The 22266-nt window shown below is 68.6% G+C and carries 21 protein-coding genes and 1 tRNA gene; 8 read left to right on the plus strand and 14 right to left on the minus strand.

Annotated elements, in window-relative coordinates:
- Positions 1–43: 43 nt before the first annotated feature.
- The 3 genes from P5G46_RS04080 to P5G46_RS04090 form a co-directional block, all read right to left on the minus strand.
- Complete coding sequence (locus P5G46_RS04080; RefSeq protein WP_239274998.1) at positions 44–382, minus strand: histone-like nucleoid-structuring protein Lsr2; 339 nt, start codon at positions 380–382, stop codon at positions 44–46.
- A gap of 83 nt (positions 383–465) precedes the next feature.
- Entirely contained in the window at positions 466–1230 is a 765-nt protein-coding gene (gene budA / locus P5G46_RS04085; protein ID WP_239274999.1) for an acetolactate decarboxylase, read from the minus strand.
- 4 nt (positions 1231–1234) lie between these two features.
- Complete coding sequence (locus P5G46_RS04090) at positions 1235–1582, minus strand: histone-like nucleoid-structuring protein Lsr2 (RefSeq protein ID WP_239275000.1); 348 nt, start codon at positions 1580–1582, stop codon at positions 1235–1237.
- A 170-nt stretch (positions 1583–1752) separates the two neighbouring features.
- Between P5G46_RS04090 and P5G46_RS04095 the strand changes: the two genes are divergently transcribed.
- The gene (locus P5G46_RS04095; RefSeq protein ID WP_408905028.1) at positions 1753–3252 is read left to right on the plus strand and encodes an amino acid permease; all 1500 of its coding nucleotides are present in this window, start codon (positions 1753–1755) and stop codon (positions 3250–3252) included.
- A 347-nt stretch (positions 3253–3599) separates the two neighbouring features.
- A complete protein-coding gene (locus P5G46_RS04100; protein WP_408905029.1) occupies positions 3600–4952 on the plus strand; it encodes a right-handed parallel beta-helix repeat-containing protein in 1353 nt (450 codons plus the stop codon).
- 100 nt (positions 4953–5052) lie between these two features.
- Here the strand turns inward: P5G46_RS04100 and P5G46_RS04105 are convergent, their stop codons facing one another.
- Genes P5G46_RS04105 through P5G46_RS04115 form a run of 3 tightly spaced genes read right to left on the minus strand, consistent with a single transcriptional unit; the run spans position 5053 to position 9286 of the window.
- Positions 5053–6135 (minus strand): right-handed parallel beta-helix repeat-containing protein, encoded by a 1083-nt coding sequence (locus P5G46_RS04105; RefSeq protein ID WP_408905030.1) that lies wholly within the window; start codon positions 6133–6135, stop codon positions 5053–5055.
- Positions 6132–7988: a right-handed parallel beta-helix repeat-containing protein gene (locus tag P5G46_RS04110; RefSeq protein WP_408905031.1), complete on the minus strand. Its 1857-nt coding sequence runs from the start codon at positions 7986–7988 to the stop codon at positions 6132–6134. Before P5G46_RS04110 ends, P5G46_RS04105 begins: the two co-directional genes overlap by 4 nt.
- Entirely contained in the window at positions 7985–9286 is a 1302-nt protein-coding gene (locus P5G46_RS04115) for a glycosyltransferase (RefSeq protein WP_408905032.1), read from the minus strand. Before P5G46_RS04115 ends, P5G46_RS04110 begins: the two co-directional genes overlap by 4 nt.
- A gap of 347 nt (positions 9287–9633) precedes the next feature.
- On the opposite strand from P5G46_RS04115, the gene P5G46_RS04120 reads away from it, so the two are divergent.
- Positions 9634–9798 carry a hypothetical protein gene (locus P5G46_RS04120; protein ID WP_239275006.1) on the plus strand — a complete coding sequence of 55 codons (165 nt, stop codon included), beginning with the start codon at positions 9634–9636 and terminating at the stop codon, positions 9796–9798.
- Positions 9799–10066: 268 nt separating this feature from the next.
- Here P5G46_RS04120 and P5G46_RS04125 read toward each other — a convergent pair.
- The 4 genes from P5G46_RS04125 to galU form a co-directional block, all read right to left on the minus strand.
- Positions 10067–10142, minus strand: a tRNA-Ala gene (locus P5G46_RS04125).
- 80 nt (positions 10143–10222) lie between these two features.
- Entirely contained in the window at positions 10223–11287 is a 1065-nt protein-coding gene (locus P5G46_RS04130) for a flotillin family protein (RefSeq protein WP_239275007.1), read from the minus strand.
- Between the two features lie 157 nt (positions 11288–11444).
- Positions 11445–12068 (minus strand): GNAT family N-acetyltransferase, encoded by a 624-nt coding sequence (locus tag P5G46_RS04135; protein WP_239275008.1) that lies wholly within the window; start codon positions 12066–12068, stop codon positions 11445–11447.
- 14 nt (positions 12069–12082) lie between these two features.
- A complete protein-coding gene (gene galU, locus P5G46_RS04140; protein WP_239275009.1) occupies positions 12083–12973 on the minus strand; it encodes a UTP--glucose-1-phosphate uridylyltransferase GalU in 891 nt (296 codons plus the stop codon).
- Between the two features lie 66 nt (positions 12974–13039).
- Between galU and P5G46_RS04145 the strand changes: the two genes are divergently transcribed.
- Genes P5G46_RS04145 through mscL form a run of 3 tightly spaced genes read left to right on the plus strand, consistent with a single transcriptional unit; the run spans position 13040 to position 14384 of the window.
- On the plus strand, positions 13040–13636 hold the full coding sequence (locus P5G46_RS04145) for a 5-formyltetrahydrofolate cyclo-ligase (protein ID WP_239275010.1): 597 nt from the start codon (positions 13040–13042) through the stop codon (positions 13634–13636).
- A gap of 18 nt (positions 13637–13654) precedes the next feature.
- Positions 13655–13933 (plus strand): FmdB family zinc ribbon protein, encoded by a 279-nt coding sequence (locus tag P5G46_RS04150; RefSeq protein ID WP_239275011.1) that lies wholly within the window; start codon positions 13655–13657, stop codon positions 13931–13933.
- A gap of 34 nt (positions 13934–13967) precedes the next feature.
- Entirely contained in the window at positions 13968–14384 is a 417-nt protein-coding gene (gene mscL / locus P5G46_RS04155) for a large conductance mechanosensitive channel protein MscL (RefSeq protein ID WP_239275012.1), read from the plus strand.
- A 111-nt stretch (positions 14385–14495) separates the two neighbouring features.
- Here the strand turns inward: mscL and P5G46_RS04160 are convergent, their stop codons facing one another.
- The gene (locus P5G46_RS04160) at positions 14496–14756 is read right to left on the minus strand and encodes a hypothetical protein (RefSeq protein WP_239275013.1); all 261 of its coding nucleotides are present in this window, start codon (positions 14754–14756) and stop codon (positions 14496–14498) included.
- Positions 14753–18460, minus strand: a complete 3708-nt coding sequence (locus tag P5G46_RS04165; RefSeq protein ID WP_375095782.1) for an AAA family ATPase — start codon at positions 18458–18460, stop codon at positions 14753–14755. The genes P5G46_RS04160 and P5G46_RS04165 overlap by 4 nt, the downstream gene beginning before the upstream one ends.
- Positions 18461–18660: 200 nt before the next feature.
- Between P5G46_RS04165 and P5G46_RS04170 the strand changes: the two genes are divergently transcribed.
- Entirely contained in the window at positions 18661–19188 is a 528-nt protein-coding gene (locus tag P5G46_RS04170) for a methylated-DNA--[protein]-cysteine S-methyltransferase (RefSeq protein WP_408905033.1), read from the plus strand.
- 67 nt (positions 19189–19255) lie between these two features.
- Here the strand turns inward: P5G46_RS04170 and P5G46_RS04175 are convergent, their stop codons facing one another.
- Positions 19256–20872, minus strand: coding sequence for a solute symporter family protein (locus tag P5G46_RS04175; RefSeq protein WP_408905034.1), 1617 nt, complete (start codon positions 20870–20872; stop codon positions 19256–19258).
- Positions 20869–21219, minus strand: a complete 351-nt coding sequence (locus tag P5G46_RS04180) for a DUF485 domain-containing protein (RefSeq protein WP_239275017.1) — start codon at positions 21217–21219, stop codon at positions 20869–20871. Before P5G46_RS04180 ends, P5G46_RS04175 begins: the two co-directional genes overlap by 4 nt.
- A gap of 138 nt (positions 21220–21357) precedes the next feature.
- Between P5G46_RS04180 and P5G46_RS04185 the strand changes: the two genes are divergently transcribed.
- On the plus strand, positions 21358–22209 hold the full coding sequence (locus P5G46_RS04185; protein WP_408905035.1) for a response regulator transcription factor: 852 nt from the start codon (positions 21358–21360) through the stop codon (positions 22207–22209).
- The last annotated feature ends 57 nt before the right edge of the window (positions 22210–22266 follow it).

Below are 22266 nucleotides of genomic sequence, written 5' to 3' on the forward strand. Positions count from 1 at the left end.
GCACGAGCCCCGGATGCCATGGCATCCGGGGCTCTTTTCTCCCTCAGTGGGCGGCGTCGTAAGCCTCGAGGACCGTCGCGGAGATGCGGCCCCGAGAGTTCACCGCGTGCCCGTTCGCCTCGGCCCACGCCCGCACGTCGGCGAGGTCGCGCGACGCCGCGGATCGCGTTCTGCTCGACCGACGCGAGCTCGCCGGGACGGAGCCCAGCGGACGTCCCGCCGACACGTAGGGTTCGAACGCCTCTCGGAATTTGGTCGCGTTGTCAGCAGAAAGGTCGATTTCGTACGCGCGCCCCTCGACCGAGAAATGCAATGTGGTTCCGTCGTCGATGACAGTCCCGTCGAGGTCGTCGATGAGCTGCGTGATCTGCTTTTTCGCCATAGCGCCATTGTACGACTACACCTTCTAGGAATTCCTTGAGAAGGCAGCGACTTCACCCCGCCGATAACCCTGCCTGGAGCGGGTCAATCATTACCGGAGGCGGGACGTGCACCCCCTTCGATCGCGACGATGCGGTGATCATCGCCGTGGGTGAGTTCGGTGGAGAGGAAATGCTCATCCACGGGAAGTCGAAGAGAGAACTGCGCGAAAGCCGACATTCGGAGAACGGCCTCATCGATCTCGATGTCGAGAACATGCCCGCCGATGAGGCGATCCTCGCTCAAGAAGTGCAGGTGCAGCCCCGCAACCGAAATGCCCTGATAGATGTGCGGCATCCAAAATCCCACGACCACGCCGGCTCGCTGCACCGTTTCGGTCTCGATCTGCTCGGCCGCGACCTCCGCCAGAGGACGCGACGGGGGATCCTGCCGCGCGGTGACGCGCGTACGCACGCGAGCCATCACACCATCGAGTCGAATCGCGTGGAACAGATTGCGGCTGACGAGGCGCTCCTCCACCGTCCTCGTGACGCCTGCGAAGTCCACCCTTCGCACCGGCGTCGGGTTGCTGTCACCGGGAAAGCAGAGGTCGACGAAAGGGAGAGTCTCCGTCGGTCGCATACGACGCGGAGCCTGATCCGCCGTGCACTCGAACGCCTCGCCGTCCACGAGGATCACCTCGCCGCCGAGGCCCTCGCAGCAACCGATCCCGAGGTCTCCCCATTCGGGGAGATCGGCGACGGGGACGCCCGAAGAGTAGACGCCGTTCATCAGTGCATCGAGAACGGCGAACTGCGTCACCGCACCGGGATGCACCGCTCCCGCGGTGCGCGCGGAGAACGCGGCCACGTCGTCAAGAGAGCGCGGCGCCGTACGCCTCGAGCACAGAGGCCGGCACACGACCGCGGTCGCTCACGGTGTGCCCATTCGCGCGGGCCCATTCGCGCACGGCCGAGAGGTCGAGATCGCTGGACCGGCGAGCCGGGCGGGCGCGCCCGGAGCCGGAACCTGTGCGACCGACGGGACGGGCCGCGTCGACAAAGGGAGCGACTGCCGCATAGAACTTGTCGGCATTCCGGTCGGACAGATCGATTTCGTAGGAACGACCCTCGATCGAGAAAGTGATCTGCTTCCCGTCGCCTTCTTCGAGGACGGTTCCGTCGAGATCGTCAACAAGATGTGTGATGTGTTTCGTGGCCATGGTGAATGAACCCTACACCTTGCATCCCTTTCAACCCGGATGCCATACGATTCGCCCCTCGACTTCGTCCGGGTTCGTCCAGCGACTCGGATGTCGTGCCTCGACGACGAAGGCACTATCGTGCCGGGGTGGCGTTCGCTCCTGGAACGCCCCGACGGAGGAAGTGTCGAGTGAGTCTTTTTCGCACCAAGTCGGTGGAGCAATCCATCGCCGATACCGACGAGCCGGAGTTCCGGCTCAAGAAATCCCTCAGCGCCCTCGATCTCACGGTGTTCGGCGTTGGCGTCGTCATCGGCGCGGGAATCTTCACATTGACCGGACGCGCCGCGCACGATGTCGCCGGCCCCGCGATCGTGTTGAGCTTCGTCGTCGCGGCGATCGCGTGCGCACTCGCCGCGATGTGCTACGCCGAATTCGCCTCCACGGTGCCCGTATCGGGGTCGGCATACACCTTCTCCTATGCGTCCCTGGGGGAGCTCTCCGCCTGGATCATCGGATGGGATCTCATTCTCGAGATGTTCCTGGGGGCGAGTGTCGTCGCCCAGGGCTGGAGCGCGTACCTGGGCGCCTTCCTCGGCCAGCTCGGCATCGCGCTCCCCCCGGAGCTGTCGTACGGCGGCGTCGTCGACATCCCCGCGGTGCTCCTCGTTCTCGTGCTCGGTGGCCTCATGACTCTCGGCATCAAGGAATCGCTCCGGGTCAATCTCGTCCTCGTCGCCGTGAAGCTGTTCATCGTGCTGTTCGTGATCATCGCCGGCTTGATGTTCGTGAACCCGGCCAACTACCAGCCGTTCATCCCGGCGAGCGAGCCGACCGAAGCCGCGTCTGGCCTGACGCAGCCGCTGCTGCAGTTCCTGTCCGGACTCGAGCCCGCGACGTTCGGGGTCGGCGGCATCCTCGCCGGCGCTGCCCTGGTGTTCTTCGCCTACATCGGGTTCGACGTCGTGGCCACAACCGCGGAGGAGACGAAGAAGCCGCAGCGCGACATGCCGATCGGCATCATCGCCTCGCTCGTGATCTGCACCATCCTCTACTGCGCCGTGGCCCTCGTGGTGACGGGCATGGTGTCGTACCGCGATCTCGACCCGGCCGCTGCGCTCGCGAACGCCTTCGTCTATCACGGCCAGGGATGGATGGCCACGGTGATCTCCGCAGGCGCCGTTGCTGGGCTGACCACGGTGGTGCTCACCCTCCTCATCGGTGCCACACGCATCATCTTCGCGATGTCACGCGACGGCCTCCTGCCGCAGCGGTTGGCGAAGGTGCACCCGCGTTTCCGTACCCCCTGGGTGATTTCGATTGTCGTGACGGTCATCGTCGCCGTGGTCGCGGGAGTCACCCCGGTGGGCGTGCTCGAAGAGATGGTCAACATCGGCACCCTGTCCGCCTTCGTCCTGGTGTCCATCGGCGTCATCGTGCTGCGCCGCACGCGCCCCGACCTCAAGCGCGGGTTCCGGGTGCCCTGGAGCCCTGTGCTGCCGATCGTGTCCGCCCTGGTGTGCACGTATCTGATGCTCAACCTCTCGGTCGAGACCTGGCTGCGATTCCTGATCTGGCTCGCGCTCGGGTTCGCGATCTACTTCGCGTACTCCCGTCGGCACGCCCGCCTCGGAACCGGCGACTTCCTCGACCCGTCGAAACCCCGGGTGGTCGGCCCTCCGGGCCGCTGATCGTCGGACCACGGATGCCACGTCCCCTCACCGGGGTCGTGGCATCCGTGATTTCTGCCCCCGGGAATCCGCCGTGGTCGCCGTCCGCGTAAGGGTGATCGACGCGATCCGGTAAGAGCGATCGGCGACAGCGCCCGTCCGATGCGGACGGGGTGCCGTCGCGCCCGAGGACGGCGATACGTGCGCCCGGAATGAACACGCGTTCGCATCAGGGACGACATCTGCGTGCCGAGTACCGAAGATTTGGACGTCACGCAGCAGCTGATTGAATCTTCGCGCCAGGGGGTTGACAACATCGTAACGGCGGGTTCGAGCATCGGCCGCTCGGGAAGGAAGACGGCACGAAGGTGAAGAACTCGGGGAAGCACATCGGCACGGTCGCACGCGTCGCCGTGGCCACGACAGCCATGATCGGGGCGATCGCCGCCTCGCCCGCCGCGTCCGCGCTGACGGTCGCCGACGTCACCGTCGACGGTGCTGCGCTGGCGGGAACGATCCGATCCAGCGGCACCTTCGACCTCGCGGTGCGTGCACCGGCCGGCGTCACGGTGAAGTTCCGGCTGGACGGGACCTACCTCGGTCAAGACTCGACCGCGCCCTACACGTGGCCGATTCGCACGTCGACGGGCACGCACACGCTCAACGTGCGGTGGCAGGACAGTTCTGGTCGCCACGAAACGAATGCAACGTTCACGGTGACAGCCGCCGCCGCCACGAAGCCGGCGACACCGACTCCCTCCCCCACCACACCGACAGCGGCTCCGACGACGCCGGCTCCCGCCCCGGCCCCCTCCGCGCCGGCCACGGGTTCGGGCGGCTCGATCGTCACGGTCTCGACATCGGCGCAGCTCACAGCGGCCCTGAAGTCAGCCGCCGCGGGGCAGACCATCCGTCTGAACGACGGCACATACACGGGGCAGTTCGTCGCCGCGGCCTCAGGGTCGGCGTCGCAGCCGATCACACTCATCGGCTCCTCCCGGGCCGTGTTGACGACGGGCAAGATCACCTCGGGCTACGCCCTTCACATCACGGGCGACCACTGGAACGTGCTCGGGCTGACGGTCACGCGGGCGGCCAAGGGGATCGTTCTGGACGGCTCCAGCGATACCGTGATCGACGGCGTTGATGTCGGCACCATCGGCGCCGAGGCGGTGCATCTGCGCACCGGCAGCGCGAACGTCACCGTCCGCAACTCCCGTATTCACGACACCGGTCTGGACAAACCGGCCTACGGGGAGGGCATCTACGTCGGCAGCGCGAAGAGCAACTGGTCGTCGATCATGGGCTCCGCGAGCACGCCCGATCGGTCGGATCGTGCGCAGATCATCGGGAACACGATCTGGCGCACCTCCGCGGAGGGTATCGACATCAAGGAAGGCACCACGGGAGGGGTCATCCGCGGGAACACCTTCACCGATGCGGGCTACTCCGGGCAGAACTACGGCGATTCCTGGGTTGATGTGAAGGGCAACGGATATCAGCTGATCGAGAACCGCGGGTCGGGCGCGCTCCTGGACGCCTTCCAGGTGCACGTCGCTTTGCCCGGATGGGGCCAGGGCAACGTGTTCCGGAACAACAGCGTCACCGGAGGCATCCCCGGCTACGAGGTGTCCGTGCAGTCCGGCGCGATCGGAAACGTCGTCGCGTGCGCTCCGTCCGCTGCGGCAAAGGGGCTGAGCAACATCACGTGCACGGGCTGAGCCGGATCACGGGAAACCGCGTGCCGTTGCGGGGCGGAGCCGAGGGACGACCCCGGTTCCGCCCCGCCGCGGCGTGACACCTGCCGATCCGAGTTCGCGCTCAGGGCGCGACCGGCGAGCAGTCGACGTTGCTCAGGCCCTCGCCGACGTTCGATGCGGAGTTGCTGCACTCGACGACATTGCCCAGGCGCGCCGTGACGGCGAAGCCGAATCCCGGGCCGTCGACATCGGCGACATTGTCGCGGAACACGTTCCCCCGCCCCCAGCCGTCGAGGATCTCGTGGGTCTGATAGCCGTCGCCCGGTGACGCGGTGCCGGTGTTGCCGCGGATCAGCCAATCGTTGCCCTTGATGTCGACCCACGAGTCGGCGTCGTCCTCCACGAGCTGTGCACCGTCGAACATGTTGTCTTCGACGCGCCCGCCCGTGGTGCCTTCCTTGACGTCGACGCTCTCGGCCGTCGTCGCGGAGATGCGGTTCCCCACGATTGCGTTCCGATCGCTGCGGTCGGGCTCGCAGTCGGTGACGTCGCACCAGTTGCTCTCGGCCGTGCCGATGTAGACGCCCTCGCCGAACTTCGCACGCCGCTTGCCCGTGTCGCGGATGACATTGCCGATGACCAGGTTGTCGGTGCTGTGGGCACGCAGGTGCACCGCCTCATCGCCGATCTCCGAGACCGTCAGGCCTTCGATGGTCGTGTGCGTGACGCCGTCGGCCATCAACCCCTTCTGCCCGTTGCGAATGCTGAAGCCCGCGATGTGCCAGTGCGACGCACCGTCGAGGTGCAGCACGTAGCCGCCGTCCACGCGCCCCCCGTCGAGGATGGCGTCGGGGGCGCCGCAGAGCCGGATGGGCGCGTCAGCGGTGCCGCGCGCCGTCGCGGTGAACTCGCCGGGATACACGCCCGGCTGCAGGCGGATGGAAGTCCCCGGTTCCGCGGCGTCCAGCGCCTCCTGCAGTTCCGACGTCGTCGCGACCACCACCGTGGCCTCCGCGCACTCGATGCCTCCGGCCTCAGGGCCGGGCTGCGGCGACGCGGAGGCCGCTCCGCTCTCGCCGGTCGTCGGCGGGGGTCCCGCGGAGCGGGGCGTGGTGAGGGCAGCCACGACGACCAGGACGACCACGATCGCGGTGACGGGGAGGACGATGGCGACGGCGATGACCGCGGTGCGACGGCGACTCACGGCGACCCGCGGCGAAGGGAGTCCGGGGAGACGATCCCGCGGCTGAGCGACGTGAGCGGGACGTGCTCCTCGTAGGGATGGCGGAACGCGCCGAAGTGACGATCCTTCCTGGTCGCGGCCGTGACGAGGAGCAGGATCCCCAGCCCGATCCAGATCACCGTCAACGGCTGGAAGACGAACCGCAGCACCGATTCGACCGTGGCGGCCGGATGCCACCGGTCGGTGACGTTGTCACCGATCACGGCGCCTCGGGAGTCCTCGGACCGCACGGCGGTGCCGCCATCGCCGCCGAGATCGTTGTCCGCCACCGTCGTCCCCGTCACATCGCCGACGAGCAGGACCGCATGATTGGACACCCCGCGAACCACATTGCCCGTGATGTCGGCGTCGGCGTTGCGGACGTTCACGGCCGTATCCGACCCCGTGATGGTGTTGCCGGCCACGATGGCATCCGTCACCTGTTCGCGCACCGCGACGGACTTGGCGGTCTGATCAACGAACTCGTTGCCCGTGACCCTCACCCTCGCGGCGCCGCGGTCCAGCACGATGCCGTCGGGGTTGCCGACAAAACGTGTCTGCGTCACCTGGATGCCGCTGCCGCCCATGATCTCGACGCCATAGCGGCCGTTCTCGGCCACGTGTCCCCCGTCGAGGATGTTGTCGCCGAAGCTCTCCACGGTCGTCCCCGAGGCGCTCGGCCCGTCGGCGAGCGACTGCCCGTCCATCGATACGCCGTTTCGGCCGTTGCGAGCGGCCATGACGTTCTGCAGGGTGATGCCCGAGGTGGAACGGCCGATCGTGACGCCGTCCACCGCGTTGTCGAGGGACTGCGTGTCCTGCACGAGACTCGCCGACACCGCGCGGTGGAAGGTGATGCCGTCGACGAGGCTGCCGGTGACGGAGGTACGCGTGATCGTCACGTCCTGGGCGCCGGAGACGAAGATGCCGAAGGCGTTGTCGGTCATCGTCGAGTCCGCGATCGTCGCGGTCGCGAGGCCGGCCGCCGCCGGCGGCGCTGCGTCATCCGTTCCCTCCGGGACATCGATCGCGCTCGCGGCGTCGACGACAGGCGCACCGCCCGGCGGCGCCACCCCCTGCCGATCGGTCTGCATCGCACCGGCGAGCGCGGGATCATCCAGATCGTCGCTTCCCGTGATCGCGAATCCCCCGGTGCTTCCGCTCCAGAAGCCCAGGGACGACAGCGCGGCGTGAGCCACATCGGCGGTCCCGCCGATCACCCGCACGTATGCGCGCCCGTCGCGGGTGTCGGTGTCGGGAGCGCCCGCGGCGCTGTCCCAGCTGGTGAGGGAGGCCGTGGCATCCGGGGTTCCGGCGATCTCGAGCCGTCCCCCGAAGGCGACGATCGAGGTGAAACCGGTCGGGGAGCTCTCCAGACGCAGATCAATCGGTCCGAGGGACAGGGTTGCTCCCTGCATGACGGCGACGTCCTCGGTGAGGAGGTACGACCCGTCGGCGTTCTGCGTCAGGGAGTCCGGCCCGAGCGCGCGGAGGTCATCGAGGGTGTACGGTTCCGGCCTTTCGGGGAGGACCAGGGTGTACCGGTCGCCGGTCTGGAAGCGGTAGGGCTCGTCGACGGACAGTGCCCAGTAGGCGGCGGAGGCCACCTTACGGATGTACACCACCCGTTGCGCCTCTTGCTCGACGAGTCGAGCTTCGCTCGTCGGATCCCCCGGGTAGAGCTTCCCCTGGACGTTGCCGTTCCGGGCGATCTCGTTGAGGCCATACGCCTCTTCTTCGCCCGAGTCGGCGAGGAGGGTCGTCGCTGTCACGGCCGCTCCACCCCCGACGAGGGCGGCCACAGCGACCAGGGCGATGACGGCGCGGCCCCTCACGACGCCACCGCCGGCTCGAGCGCGACGGCCGGGGCGTCGAGCGTGCGCGCCGTCTGGCCGTCTCCGCCGATCTGGTTCGCGTGGCGGGTCAGCCAGCCCTGCTTGTTCATGGTGAAGAACGCGAAGAGCTTGACCGGCAGTGCCACGAAGATCACGACGATCGCGTACAGCGGCAGGATCAAGAGGTCCGCGGGGTTACGTCGAAGGTGAGAGATTCCGCGGATGCCGCGACCGAGAAGCACCCAGCCGACGGCGGCCAGCACGCCGATGATCGAGAGATCCAGGCGGCTGAACACGAGGTAGAACATCGTCAGGCCCATCGTCACGGGCGTCAGAAGGATCTGCAGAACAGTGACCTTCGTCACGAAGGGCACCTTCCACAGCCACCCCTTGGCGATCGCCGTCAGGTAGCAGCGGTACGAGTTGCGGCTCCACCGGACACGTTGCTTCACGAAAGCCCGGAAGGTGTCGGGGAACATGCTCAGCGCACGGGCGGAGGACTGGTGCACCGTCTTGTACCCGGATGCCAGGATCAACCACGTCAGCCGACCGTCGTCGCCCGCGATACAGCGGCGTCCGAGGAAGAACTCGTTCTCGAGGTGTTCGAGGACGGCCATCACGGCGTCACGCCGGTATGCGGCCGTCCGCCCGGACAGACAGGGGACGGCGCCGGCGCGGCCCATGGCGGGTACGTAGTCGTAGTAGCGCAGATCGACCATCCAGTCGGCGATGCGTCGCCAGACCCTCGTTCGCGCTTGGAACACGTTCTGATGCGTCCCCACGCCGCCGACCAGGGGGTCGACGAACGGTTTCTGCACCGCGACGAGAAGTCCGTGGCGCCACCATGTGTCGGAGTCGGTGAGCACGATGATCTCTCCCACCGCGAGTCGGATACCTGCGCCGAGCGCTGATCTCTTCCCCACGTGATGGAAGAGGATGGGGCGCACGCTGGCGTCGTCGAGCGCGATGATCCGGCCGTAGGCCTCGAGATCCTGCACGTCGAGGACGATGATGATCTCGGTCGGGCTCTGCGCGCGCCAGGATTCCAGACACCGCATCAGGATGTCGGGATCCTCGTGGTACGAGGGGACGATGACCGAGGTCGTCGTCCGATGATCGGACTCGATCGGGCGCGCTCGTCTGGACAGGATGAAGCGATACAGCCACAGGCCCCAGACCACAACTCCGGCTATGGCGAGCGGGAAGTACCCGCTGATGTCCGCGTAAAGGGACTGCACGGTCTGCCATACGGCGGTGGAGGTCGCGGCCTGAGGGTGAAAGGCAGCGGAAAAAATCACAGGCGTCATCGGGGACGTCGTTTCTCGCGAAGGGACAGGGTCATCACGCGGCGGTCAGCGAGAACCGTCGCTGGGCGACGGCGACCATCACCCGGGCGAGAGCTGGAACCGTTTCGGGAATCACGTTCGGGATCTGCGATGTGCGGCAAGTGAAGGGGATGCCGGAGTCGATCCGTTTGGGGGTCGACAGGGCGACGGGCGCAACGTAGCCTCGCGGGCGCGCAGCCGCGCGAGGGCGCCCGCGCGTCATGGGCGCTCAGGTGCTGGCGCGCGCCCGCGGGACTCACACAATGCGACATCCGTCAATGGACGATCGGACCGGGATTTTTCGACGTACGGTTCCGCGCATGTGGACCGTACTCATCATCTTGCTCGTCGCCTGGGCGGTGCTTTCGATCGTGGGGTTCGCGTTCGAGGGCCTGCTGTGGCTCGCCATCATCGGCATCGTCCTGTTCCTCGGGACAGTCATCTTCGGGATCATCCGAAGTCGCTCACGTCGCCGGACGACCTGAGGCGTGCCGACGGGCTCGACGAGGTCTCTCCTCTTCGGGCCCGGGAGACTCCGTCAGTGGGCGTGGCCTCGCGCGGCGGCCGAACGCCACCGCGTCCGCCCGTCCGTCTCGGTGTCCTACGCCCTCACCGACGCCGGATGCCGACTGCTGCCGGTGCAGGAGCAGCTCGGCGAATGGGCGCGTGGGAACTTCATGCCCGCGGAGCGATCGGCACCCTGAACAAAACGACAACGGCGCCCCTCCCGAGGGAGAGACGCCGCGCGTCATGTGGTGGACCTGAGGGGATTCGAACCCCTGACCTCTTCATTGCGAACGAAGCGCGCTACCAACTGCGCCACAGGCCCGGACAACTCCACAACACTATCACGACGCTCGCGCGCCACCCGACTCGGGCGACCCTCGGGCGTGCCGTAGCGGTGGTGCGTCACTGACCCGACGCGCGGCGCTCGAGGAGCCGGCGGACGTGCCCCTCGATCTCGGCGTCGTCGACGTACCCCATGGCCGCGTAGGGCGAGGGAGCGGGGCGGGATGCCTCGGCGGCGGGCCGCGCGATCTCGATCGGCGTGGGCGCCTGCGCGGCGGCGATCTCGCGGGCGACCTGCTCCCGTGCGGCGGCGCGCAACGCCTCGCGGGCGATTTGCTCGTCGACCACGGCCGCTGCTCGCGAGCCCGCGGAGGCGACGAGGGGCCGAGGAAGCTCGCGCGGCGTCCATGTCGGGCGCGGAGCCGGAGCCGCGGCACCGAAGTCCTGCACCTCGATCGGCGCACGCTCGGCGGTGACAACGACGGGTCGCGCCGTCGCCCGGGCCGCGACGCGAGACAGCCGCTGCAGCACGATCAGCGCCAGGACGAGCACCACTCCCCCGGCCGACAGCAGCACGGGAGCAGCACCGAAGAAGGCCTGGATGCCACCGGCGACGACAGCCACGAGTGCGAGCGCGGCGAACGAGGTCGTGGCCAGACGGAATCGGCGACGCGCGCGAGCGCGTCGGAGCTCGGGGCGGGAAACCGCGGCCGCGCGTTCGGCGTGAGCGCGCTCGACCGCGGCGGCCTGTTCGGCGCGCGCCTTCTCGAGGGCGGCGGCGCGCTCGGCCTTCGCGATCTCAACGGCAGCGGCGCGCTCCGCGCGGGCGAGCTCGACCGCAGCCGCGCGCTGCTCCTTGACGAGATCACGGTCGCGGGCAGCTTCGAGACGCGCGACCTCCAGGCGGGCCTTTGCCTCGGCGAGCTCGGTCTGCGCCTTCTGCGCCTGCACCTGGCGCGCGATCTTCTGCTGCTGGTGCGCGGTCCGCGCCGTGAGCTCGAGATGCACCTCGCGCGGGGTCTCGGCCGTCTCGGCCAGAACACGCAGGGCCTGGTTGAGCCGCACGGCGTTCCGCTCCGCCGATGTGAAGCGGTGACGGCTCTGCCACGACGGCAGCAGGTACACCAACCACAGCGCGACCGCGACGAACACGATCACCCCGCCGCCGAGAACCTGTCCACCCATGGCACCACGGTAGGTCACGGCGAGGTCACACCTCGGCATCCGTCCGCGTGTCGCGCCCGCGAATCGCGAGACTTCATCGCGGCGACGACGCAGCGACATTCTGTGCGGCAGTCGTCGGTGCGATGAAGTCTCGCGAATCAACCCCCGGCGCTGCCGACTAGAGCCGATCCGCCGGAGGGACGCGCGCGGCGTCGGGGGGAACCTGACCCCGCTCCCACCGGTCGAGCACGCCGTGCGGCACCTCCTCGCGGACCAGCGCGAACGCGTAGTGGTCACGCCAGTCGCCGTCGATGTGGATGTACCGCCGGCGTAGTCCCTCGTACCGGAACCCAAGCTTCTCGACCACCCGCAGACTCGCGTGGTTCTCAGGGCGGATGCAGATCTCCACGCGATGCAGGTTCAGCGCCGTGAAGCAGACATCGGTCGCCAGCGCGACGCTGATCGTGGTGATGTTGCGGCCCGCGAACTCCTCGGCGACCCAGTAGCCGATCGTCGCCGAGGCCAGCGACCCGCGCGCCACACCCCAGACGTTCAACTGCCCCGCGACCTGGTCTTGCCACTCCATGACGAAAGGCACGCCGAGGCCGTCGCGATACTGCTGCAGAAGACGACGGATGCCGAGCCGCATGTCGAAGGAGACCGGTCCGTCTGGACTGGTCGCCTCCCACGGCCGCAACCACGAGCGGTTGTCGATCAGCTGTTGCTGAAGGACGCGCGCGTCGCGGTTGCGGATGAGGCGGATCGACACCTCGCCGTGCCGTCGCGGGACGGTGAGATCCATGACATCCGGTCGGGTCAGAGACCCGCCGCGAACTCCTTGAACCAGGGACGCAGCGCCGGGCCGAGGTCTTCCCGGTCGGACGCGAGCTGCACGATCGCCTTGATGTAGTCGACGCGGTCGCCGGTGTCGTATCGACGCCCGCGGAACACCACACCGTAGACGCCCCCGCCGTCGCCACCGCCGTTGGCGAGCTCTTCGAGCGCATCGGTCAGCTGGATCTCGCCGCCCTTGCCCGGTTCGGTGTGCTCCAGGATGCCGAATACGTCGGGTCCGAGCACGTAACGACCGATGATGGCGAGGTTCGACGGCGCGTCTTCGGCCTTCGGCTTCTCGACGAGCTGGTTCACCTTGACCACGCCCTCGTCCTCGGTCGGCTCGACCGCGGCGACGCCGTAGAGGTGGATGTGCTCGGGGTCGACCTCCATGAGGGCGATGATCGTCGCGTTGCGCTTGGTGTACTCGGCCAGCATCTGCTCGAGCAGCGGGTCGCGCTCGTCGATGAGGTCGTCGCCCAGGAGCACCGCGAACGGGTGGTCGCCGACGTGGCTGCGAGCGCGGAGCACCGCGTGACCGAGTCCCTTCGGCTCGCCCTGGCGGACCATGTGCACGTCGGCGAGGTCCGACGAGTGCTCGACCTTGGCGAGCTTGTCGTGGTCGCCCTTCTCACGCAGCTTGGTCTCGAGCTCGGGCATCGAGTCGAAGTGGTTGGCGATGTTGTTCTTGTTGCGCCCGATGATGATGAGCACGTCATCGATTCCGGCTCCGGTGGCCTCCTCCACCACGTACTGGATGGCGGGCTTGTCGACGACCGGCAACATCTCTTTCGGCATGGCCTTGGTGGCCGGAAGGAAGCGAGTACCGAGTCCTGCGGCCGGGATCACGGCCTTGAAGGGCTTGTTAGGCATGGGCATACCCTACTGGTGCCATGCGACAGCGCCATTACGGATCGCGCACGCACGTACACTTACTGCATGCCCGACAGTATCGAGCAGGCCAAGCGCGCTCTGCGCGCCGATCTGCGCGAGCGACGCCAAACCGTCTCCGCGCAGGGTCGCGAAGCCGCCGAGGCGGGAGTCAAAGCCCAGCTCGACGCGCTCGTCGAGCGTCTCGGCGCCCGCAGCATCTCCTGCTTCCTGTCGACCACCAGCGAGCCGGGCACGCACGCCTTCGTCGCCGACGCGGTGGCCCGCGGCATCCGGGTCCTTCTCCCCATCACTCGCGAGGACGGTCTGCTCGACTGGACGGTGGCCACACCGGATGCCGAGATCGCCGAGGGGTTGTTCGGGCTGCCCGAACCCGTCGGTGACGTGCTCGGGCCGATCGCCGTCAACGACGTCGACCTGCTCATCATCCCGGCGGCCGCCGTCGATCGGCGCGGGATGCGGCTGGGGTGGGGCCGCGGCTACTTCGACAAGACCATCGGTTCGATGGAGAAGTGCCCGCCGGTGTACGCCGTGATCTTCGATTCCGAGTTCGTCGACGACGTTCCGAAGGACGTGCACGATCAACCCGTTTCGGGCGTCGTGACCCCCACGCGGACCGTCGCGATCGACGGCTCCGCCGCCTGAACACCCGAAGGAACCCGAATGCCCACCTACGCCTATGCCTGCAAGCAGTGCGGTCACCGTTTCGACGCCGTGCAGTCCTTCTCCGATGCTGCTCTCACCGAGTGCCCCGCCTGCGGCGGCGAGCTGCGCAAGCAGTACGGCTCGATCGGCGTGACCTTCAACGGTTCCGGGTTCTACCGCACCGACTCGCGCGGGTCGAATGGAACGTCGACCGGCGCGGCATCCGGCACCTCGGGCGCTTCTTCGACATCATCGTCCTCGGAATCGACGAAGACCGCGTCCGCCCCGGCATCCTGATCCGTGAGCGACGCGGCAGAAAGGGAGCCACGTCGTGATCAAGGGTTTCAAGGAGTTCATCCTCCGCGGCAACGTCATCGATCTCGCCGTCGCGGTGGTGATCGGAGCCGCCTTCACAGCGATCGTCAACGCGATGGTCCAGGGCCTGATCAACCCGCTGATCGGGTTCCTGTTCCAGATCGGCGACCTCAGCGACCTCGACGTGACGATCCCGACGCTGTTCGGCGGGGAGTCGACCTTCCAGTTTGGGGCGATCCTGGTCGCCGTCATCAACTTCCTCGCGGTCGCCGCGATCGTCTACTTCGTGTTCGTCTTCCCGATGAACCGGTGGAAGGCGCGAGCCGCCGCCAAGGCCGGCGTGCAGGGCGAAGCCGAGGAGCCCTCGCTCCCGACCGAGCAGGAACTGCTCGTGCAGATCCGCGACCTTCTCGAGCGCCAGCCCCGCGGCTGAGCGCGGCCGCGCACACATCGACACCCGCCTCCCGCGGAGGGCGCGCCACATCACGGCGCTCTCCGCGGGAGGCTCGTTTCCGCGCCGGGCGCGCGACGACACCGGCGAACGTCAGTAGTGCGGAGGGACGTCGCGCAACAGCTGCGCGTCGTTGGGGCCGGAGGCCGAGGGCGTCGCGGGGCGCTCCCGCGTGCGGTCATCGGCCGGGGCCGGTTCGGCGCTCGTCCCCGGGGCCGGAAGCAACCGGGCCCGCCGCGATCCCCGCACCTTCACGATCGGCTGGCGATCGGTCCGGCCGTCCGACGCCGTCGCGGTGTCGGTGGATGCGTCGACGGGGTCGGAGGCATCCGGAGTCTCCCCCACGACGCTCACCCGGGCAGGTCGAGGGGCTCGGTCGTGTTCCCCGGCGTTGCGGGATCCTCCGGCGCGAGCCCGAGGAGTTCGGCGATACGGGATGCCACGCCGGCGGGGTCGCTGTACAGGTCGAACGCGTGGACGCGTACGTAGTGCCAGCCCAGCCTCCGCAGGATCTGCGGACGGAGCCGCAGCGTTTCGCGGAGGGACTCGCCGATGGTCTCGGGATCGCTCTCGGCGACGACCGCCTTCCCGCGGTACCGCGCCACGAGCGGAAGGAGTCCGCGGTAGTCGAGGTCGACTTCGACGCCGAGCCGGCGCAGCTCGCGCGCGAGCGCACGGGTCAGCGGATCGACCAGATCTTCCAGACGTGACTCGCGACCACGGCCGGCGAGGTTGCCGAGGATGCCCATGAGCGTCGCCGCGCCGTGTTCCAGACGGCCGTCGTCGAACGCCGACGGCCGGATCGACGACACGATGACCATGGACCGGCGGGCTCGCGTCATGCCGACCGTGAGCAGTCGTTCCCCGTCGGGGGTCGACAGGTCGCCGAAGTCGCTGAGCACCCGACCGTGGCGGGTGAGTCCGAAGCCGAGCGAGAACACGACCCGATCGCGGCTCTCGGCCACGGACTCCTCGAGCGTCAGAACCGCGAAAGGTTCCGCACCATCGCGCGAGATGAACGCGGCGACGTCGGACCGACCGGCCAGCGCCGCCTCCACGGCCGCGCGCACGCGCTCCGCGTGCTTGCGGCTGGCGGTGACGACCATGAGGGATTCGGATGCGCGGTTCACCGCGTGCTCGACGACGAGGGTCACGACGCGTGCCACCTCGGCATCCGGACTCTCGACCGCACCGCTCACGGGATCGGGCGCGCCGACGCCGTTCTCGACGTAGTCCACGCTCAAGCTGCCGCGTCCCAGGTACGAGCCCGCCCACGGCAGCGAGACGATCTCACCGCCGTAGAAGGCGTCGTTGACGAGCTCGGCCAGGTCTTCACCGCCCGCACGGTAGCTGCGAGTCAGGGTCTCGACGGGCAGCAGCTCCGCGAGGCGCTCGAAGACCGAGGTCTCGTCGAAGGGGATGTCGTCGGCCTCGTCGTCCGCGACCGGCGCGATCGACGCGCTGACCCGGAACCGCGTGGGCTTCTGCACCACCGGGTCACCGAACAGCACGACCTGACGTGCGCGGAGGAGAGCCGGAACCGCCTCGGCGAGGCACAGGGCCGCGGCATCCGCGATGATCACGGTGTCGAAGGCAAGGTCCGTGGGCACATCGGGCACTTCGTAGGGGGATGCCAGCCACACCGGGGCGAGCGTGCGCAGCAGGGTGGGCGCGGCGTCGGCGATCTCCTGAGCGCTGTGCAGACCGTCCTTCAGCGCGCCTCGGAGCGCGGATGCCTCGTCGGGATGATCGACGATGCCGATCCGCCACTGCTTCGCCAGCTCCGCGGCCAGCAGCGGACCCGCCGCGGCGGCGTGCGCCTCGTCGACGAGACGGAAGTCGCGCTCGAGCCGGTCGACCACGCTCGTGTTCGCACCCAGGAGGGCACGATCGGTGCGGAGCAGGTGTTCGAGAGCCGACTGCCACCACGCGAATTCGAGCTCGTCGCCGACCCGGTCTTCCGGAACGTGCCGCACCGACAGCTCGACGAGGAGCTGCTCGAGCCCCAGACGCGCCAACTCTCCGCGCAGCTGCGCCCGCTCGACGAGGTTGTCGAAGAACGTCGACTCGGCAGCCAGTCCCGCCAGCGTCCGCACCAGGACCTGCACGGGCAGGGTCGCGAGCCGTTCGGACCCCTGACGTCCCAGGATCTGATCGAGGTCGCCGAGCAGGGCGTCGACGCGCTGCCACGCCACGTGCACGTCGGCGAGCCCCAGCGGCACCTCGGGCGTGACTCCGGCGTCGACCACCCGCTGCCACTCGGTGCGCTGCTGCTGGATGCGCACCAGCGCCTCGTACATGTCGGGAACGTGCACACCGGGGCGCACGTACTCCTTCGACAGGCGGCGCAGGCGTCGGCGGTTGGGGCCGCTCATCGCCGACGAGTCCCGGCGCGGCGAGTGCGCGTCGATCAGTTCACCCAACGGACGCTCGAACACCGTGGGGCTGAAGCGGTCGAGCGATTCGCGGATGCCGTGCAGGAGCTTGAGATACGCGCCGAGCTCGGACACCGTCTGGAACGGGCGCATGCGGGTCTGCGCGATGAGTTCGTAGCCGCGTTCGAGCAGGCGCGGGACGTCCTGCGCGTGCAGCTTGCCCGCGAGATCGTGGGCAGCGCGGGCGTCTTCGGTCCGGGTGAAGCTCACGCCGTACCACGGGGAGTCGTCGGGCCCGAAGCGGAACTCGCCGAGACGGGCCGCGGTCGCGAGGGCTCTCGCCGCCGCATCACGACGTCCGGCGAGACGTTCGAGCGTGTCGAGATCGAACCGCGCGGTGGTGGACGGCGCCGGAGACAGGGATGCCAGCGCGGTCAGCGCGCGCAAGACGTCGAGGGCCGAGACACCGAGAGCCAGATGCGGCTCGGTGACCGCGGAGCGGTAGTCGCGCAGGACCGCGCGCAACCGGACGAGAGCGTCGTCGATCTCGGCGACCTTGGGCTGCTCGGCCTTCTCGTTGCGGCCGATCGCGCGGATGAGATCACGCCGGACGTGGGTCGGCGACACCGCGAGTCCGGTCAGTCCCACACCGGCCAAGCGGTGACGGATGCCGTCGAGGGTCGAGCGCCGCGCGCTGACCACGAGCACGCGCTTGCCGGCGTGGACGCACTGGCCGATCGCGTTGATGACCGTCTGGGTTCCGCCGGTTCCCGGCAGGGTGTGGACCGCGAGCGAGTGTCCGGCGGAGATCCGCGCCAGCACCTGTTCCTGCTCGGCATCGGCGTCCAGGAGGAGCGTGTCGGCCGCGGGTGTGCGCTCGTCGGGACCGGCGACGACCGGATCGGCGGGCCGCACCGTGACACGCGCGCGGTCGTCGGGGTGTCCGGCGAGGGCGTTGAGCAGCGGGACGTCCAGGTGCTGCGTGTCGCGAGCCATCCCGGACCCGACATCTGCGAACGACGAGATGACCAGACGGGGGTGCACGACGAAGGTCGGGACGTGCGTGGTCAACCGGCGCAGGTGGTCGATGACCGGCTGCGGCTTGAACACGCCTTGGTCGTACGCGAGGCCGGCCAGAGCCGTGCTGTCGATCGGGATGCCGAGATGCGTGCGGAAAGCGCGGGCCAGCTCGGGGTTCATGACGAACGCGCCGTGCAGCTTCAGTTCGAAATCGCCGTTGTGACGCCGGATGGCCAGGGGCCGCAGCAGCACGGGCGCCGACCACTCCACTCCGCCGATCTTCCAGGCGGCCAGGCCCACGGCGAGGTGAACCGGCTCGAGTCCTCGCGCGGTCCGCAGCTCGACGTTCTTCGCCGTGATCCGTTCGGCCGCGAGCCGCGCGGTGCGCAATGCCACCTCGTCGCGGAACAGGTTCGACAGCAGCGTCGCCCGGCCCGTGATGAACTGCGGAAGCGAACCCGGGTGGGCCTTCGTGATGTCGATGCCCGCGTCTTGCGTGTCGTCGAATCGCAGGAGTGTCGACCGCCCGCCGAGCGCTGCGGCCTCGGCGCGGATACGGTCGCGTTCGGGGTCGGCGACGTGACGAACCACGATGCCGGGCTCCGACAGTCGCAGCTCGCCCGGATCGATCGACGTCGGAACGTCGCCTTCGGCGCCCGTCACGACGCCGTCCTCAGCTCGCCACACACCTGCCAGACTAAGCCGGGCACCGTCGGATGACGCGCAGCGGGTGCGAGTTTCGCGTGATTGCGCGACACGCCGGGCGCATCGGCGCCTTCTCCCCCGCGGCCGAGTGCGGCATGGCATCCACAGTTGGGGCACCGGGCCCTGCGACCGTCTCGCCGCGTGCGGAGGATGAAGAGATGAGCACAGTCACCAGCACCGTCTACGACGCCCCGTTCGCCCCGATCCTGCTGACGTTCGTCGACGACGCCCTCGTTCGTCTCGACGTGGCGCACGACGGCGTCGACGCGGCGCGCGAGGGCATCGCTCGCCGCCTGGGCGTGGTGCCCGACACCGATCCGGAACCCGCCCGAGAGACGGTGACCCAACTCGACGAATACTTCGCCGGGGGACGCCGCGCCTTCGAGATCCTCCTCGACTGGCGGCTCGTCGGCGGCTTCACGCGCACGGCGCTCGAGGCGACGCGACGGATTCCTTTCGGCGAGGTCGCCTCGTACGGGGAGGTGGCGATCATGGCCGGCTCCGCCGGTGCCGCACGGGCGGTGGGGACGGCGTGCGCGAACACGCCGTTCTCGATCGTGGTGCCGGTGCACCGCGTCGTGCGCGCCGACGGCTCGATCGGCGAGTACGGCGGGCACCCCGAGGTCAAGCACTTCCTGCTCGATCTGGAGAACAGCGTCGCCGGAGGCCTGCGCACGCCCGCGTGAATAGCCCCGCTCGCTGACGCGGCGTCGCCCGACCCGGGCAGGTGCCGGGCCGGGCGACGCACGGGGGTCAGTGGCTCGAAGCCTTCTCCGCACCGAAGCCGGTGAGCGAGCGCACATCCATCTCCGCGGCCTTGCGCGGGTCTTCCTTCCGGCTCGAGGTGATCGACCCCAGCCATCCGACGAGGAATCCGAGCGGGATGGACACGATGCCGGGATTGTTCAGCGGCCAGATCGCCACGCCCGTGTTGGCGAACACGCTGGTGGGCGTCCCCCAGAACACCGGGGAGAGGAGGATCAGCACGAGCGCCGACCCCAGCCCGCCGTACATGCTCCACACCGCACCACGCGTGGTGAATCGGCGCCAGAAGAGCGAGTACAGGATGGTCGGCAGGTTCGCCGAGGCGGCTACGGCGAAGGCGAGCGCCACGAGGAACGCGACGTTCTGCCCCTGCACGCCGATGCCACCGACGATGGCGAGGATGCCGATGACGATCACCGTCCGCCGTGCGACCTTCACTTCACCGTCGGGCGGCACGTTCCCCTTCTTGACCACATTGGCGTAGATGTCGTGGGCGAACGACGCCGCGGCCGTGATGGTGAGGCCTGCCACGACCGCGAGGATCGTGGCGAACGCGACCGCGGAGATGAAGCCGAGGAGGATCGGCCCGCCGAGCGACAGCGCCAGGAGCGGCGCCGCCGCGTTCACACCGCCGGGAGCGGCCAGGATCGCCTCCGGCCCGACGAGAGCGCCGGCGCCGTACCCCAGAACCAGGGTCAGGAGATAGAAGAGGCCGATCAGCCAGATCGCCCAGACGACCGATCGCCGCGCCTCCTTGGCCGTCGGCACGGTGTAGAACCGCATCAGCACGTGCGGAAGACCGGCGGTTCCGAGCACGAGGGCCAGTGCAAGCGAGATGAAGTCCCACGGATTGGCGCCGTACTGCAGACCGGGTCCGAGGATCGCCTCGCCCTTCGGCGACGCCGCGACAGCACTCTCGAGCAGGGTGTTGAGGTTGAACCCGTTGATGGCGAGCACCCAGATCGTCATGACCACGGCGCCACCGATGAGCAGGAACGCCTTGACGATCTGCACCCACGTCGTGCCCTTCATGCCGCCGATCAGGACGTACACGATCATCAGGATGCCGACGACCGCCACGACGATCGACTGGCCCACACGCTCCGTGATTCCCAGCAGCAGCGACACGAGGCCACCGGCACCGGCCATCTGTGCGAGCAGATAGAAGAAGCACACCGCGAGCGTCGTGATCGCGGCCGCCATCCGCACCGGGCGTTCCTTCAGACGGAACGACAGCACGTCGGCCATCGTGAACTTCCCGGTGTTGCGCATGAGCTCTGCCACAAGGAGCAGGGCAACGAGCCACGCGACCAGGAACCCCACCGAGTACAGGAAGCCGTCGTAGCCGTTGATCGCGATGGCGCCGCAGATACCCAGGAACGATGCCGCCGAAAGGTAATCGCCCGCGATCGCGAAACCGTTCTGCGGTCCCGTGAAGGATCGTCCGGCTGCGTAGTAGTCCGCCGCGGTCTTGCTGTTGCGGCTGGCGCGGATGACGATGAACAGCGTCACCGCGACGAACGCGCCGAAGATGGAGATGTTCAGGATGGGGTTGTTCTCGACCGTCTGAACGGCCGCGTGCATGGTGCCGAAGACCTCGTTCATGCCTCACCCCGCTCCGCGCGCTCGAGTTCCTCGCGCAGCTGCTCCGCTCCCGGGTCGAGCCGGCGGTTCGCGTACGCGACGTACCCCATGGTGATGGCGAACGTGGTGACGAACTGTCCGAGTCCGAACACCAGTCCGACCGTGATGGCGCCGAACACCCGCTGCGCCATGAAGTCCGGCGCGAACGACGACAGCAATACATAGACGAAGTACCAGACCAGGAACGCCACGGCCATCGGGAAGACGAAGCTGCGCTGGCGCCGCTTCAGCTCCCGGAAGGGCGCGGACTCCTCGACCGCGATGTAGTCGACGCCGCTGGCGGCGCCGTCAATCCTTCTGTTCGTCATGTGGCCTCCTTGCCTCATGAGACCGGTGCCATGCGGCACCGGAAGGGGGAAATCACCGGGTGGGGACGACCCCCCGGTGGTAGGGTCGACGCTACGAAAGGCGGCGACGTAGCCGTCACCCCCGGAAGTAGGTAGTTCGTGGGAGCATCGGCCGCACTCCGTGACGACGCGACGCTCGTGTCGCACGCCGTCACCGAGCTCGCACGCCGCACGAACTTCCCCGTCGCCTTCGGCGGCCTCGAGCACAACGGCGCTGTTCACGTATCCACCGTCGTCGGCGCGCGCACCCGGAGTATCGAGGGGCTCGTCGTGCACGCTGAGCGTGGCCTGGGCGGACGTGCGCTCGTCGAACGACGGCCGCGCCTGGCGCTGGATTACCGCACGGCCCGCACCATCACCCACGACTACGACCGCGTCATCCTCGGCGAGGGCATCGCGACGCTCTTCGCCGTCCCCGTCCTCGTGCGCGGCGACGCCCGCGGTGTGCTCTACTGCGGGTCGTGGGCGCAGGCGCCCCTCGGCGAGCGGGAAGCACGCCCTGCGTTCGACATCGCCGGCGAGCTGGGGACGGAGTTGCGCGTGCGGGACGAGGTCGACCGCCGCCTCGCCTCCGTCACCGTTGGCGACGAGGGCATGAGCGCGGGCGCTCGGGAGGAGATCCGGCAGAGCTACGCGCAGCTGCGCAGCATCGCCGCGACGGTGGACGACGAGAGCGTGCGTCGGCGCCTGGAAGAGCTCGAGGGCCGCCTGGCCGCGCTGTCGGGGGATGCCCCGCCGACCTCCGAGGGTGCCGGCATCCATCTCTCCCGTCGAGAGCTCGATGTCCTCGCGTGCGCCGCGGTCGGCGCGACCAACGGGGAGATCGCGGCATCCCTCCACCTGCGTGAGACGACCGTCAAGTCCTACCTGGCGTCGGCGATGTCGAAGCTGGATGCCTCCACCCGCCACGCCGCGGTCGCACGGGCGCGGCGCGTCGGGCTGCTCCCCTGAGCCAGCGACGCGCGCGCTGAGCGGTCCGTGAGAATCCCCTGGAAAAGACGCTCTGAG

The sequence above is a fragment of the Microbacterium mcarthurae genome, assembly GCF_046064585.1.
Lineage (GTDB): Bacteria > Actinomycetota > Actinomycetes > Actinomycetales > Microbacteriaceae > Microbacterium > Microbacterium mcarthurae.

Excerpts from the sequence above, each read along its gene's own strand:
- P5G46_RS04080 (WP_239274998.1), bottom strand. The coding sequence starts at position 382 with ATGGCGAAAAAGCAGATCACGCAGCTCATCGACGACCTCGACGGGACT.
- P5G46_RS04090 (WP_239275000.1), bottom strand. The coding sequence starts at position 1,582 with ATGGCCACGAAACACATCACACATCTTGTTGACGATCTCGACGGAACC.
- P5G46_RS04120 (WP_239275006.1), top strand. The coding sequence starts at position 9,634 with ATGTGGACCGTACTCATCATCTTGCTCGTCGCCTGGGCGGTGCTTTCG.
- P5G46_RS04130 (WP_239275007.1), bottom strand. The coding sequence starts at position 11,287 with ATGGGTGGACAGGTTCTCGGCGGCGGGGTGATCGTGTTCGTCGCGGTC.
- P5G46_RS04135 (WP_239275008.1), bottom strand. The coding sequence starts at position 12,068 with ATGGATCTCACCGTCCCGCGACGGCACGGCGAGGTGTCGATCCGCCTC.
- galU (WP_239275009.1), bottom strand. The coding sequence starts at position 12,973 with ATGCCTAACAAGCCCTTCAAGGCCGTGATCCCGGCCGCAGGACTCGGT.
- P5G46_RS04145 (WP_239275010.1), top strand. The coding sequence starts at position 13,040 with ATGCCCGACAGTATCGAGCAGGCCAAGCGCGCTCTGCGCGCCGATCTG.
- P5G46_RS04150 (WP_239275011.1), top strand. The coding sequence starts at position 13,655 with ATGCCCACCTACGCCTATGCCTGCAAGCAGTGCGGTCACCGTTTCGAC.
- P5G46_RS04170 (WP_408905033.1), top strand. The coding sequence starts at position 18,661 with ATGAGCACAGTCACCAGCACCGTCTACGACGCCCCGTTCGCCCCGATC.
- P5G46_RS04175 (WP_408905034.1), bottom strand. The coding sequence starts at position 20,872 with ATGAACGAGGTCTTCGGCACCATGCACGCGGCCGTTCAGACGGTCGAG.
- P5G46_RS04180 (WP_239275017.1), bottom strand. The coding sequence starts at position 21,219 with ATGACGAACAGAAGGATTGACGGCGCCGCCAGCGGCGTCGACTACATC.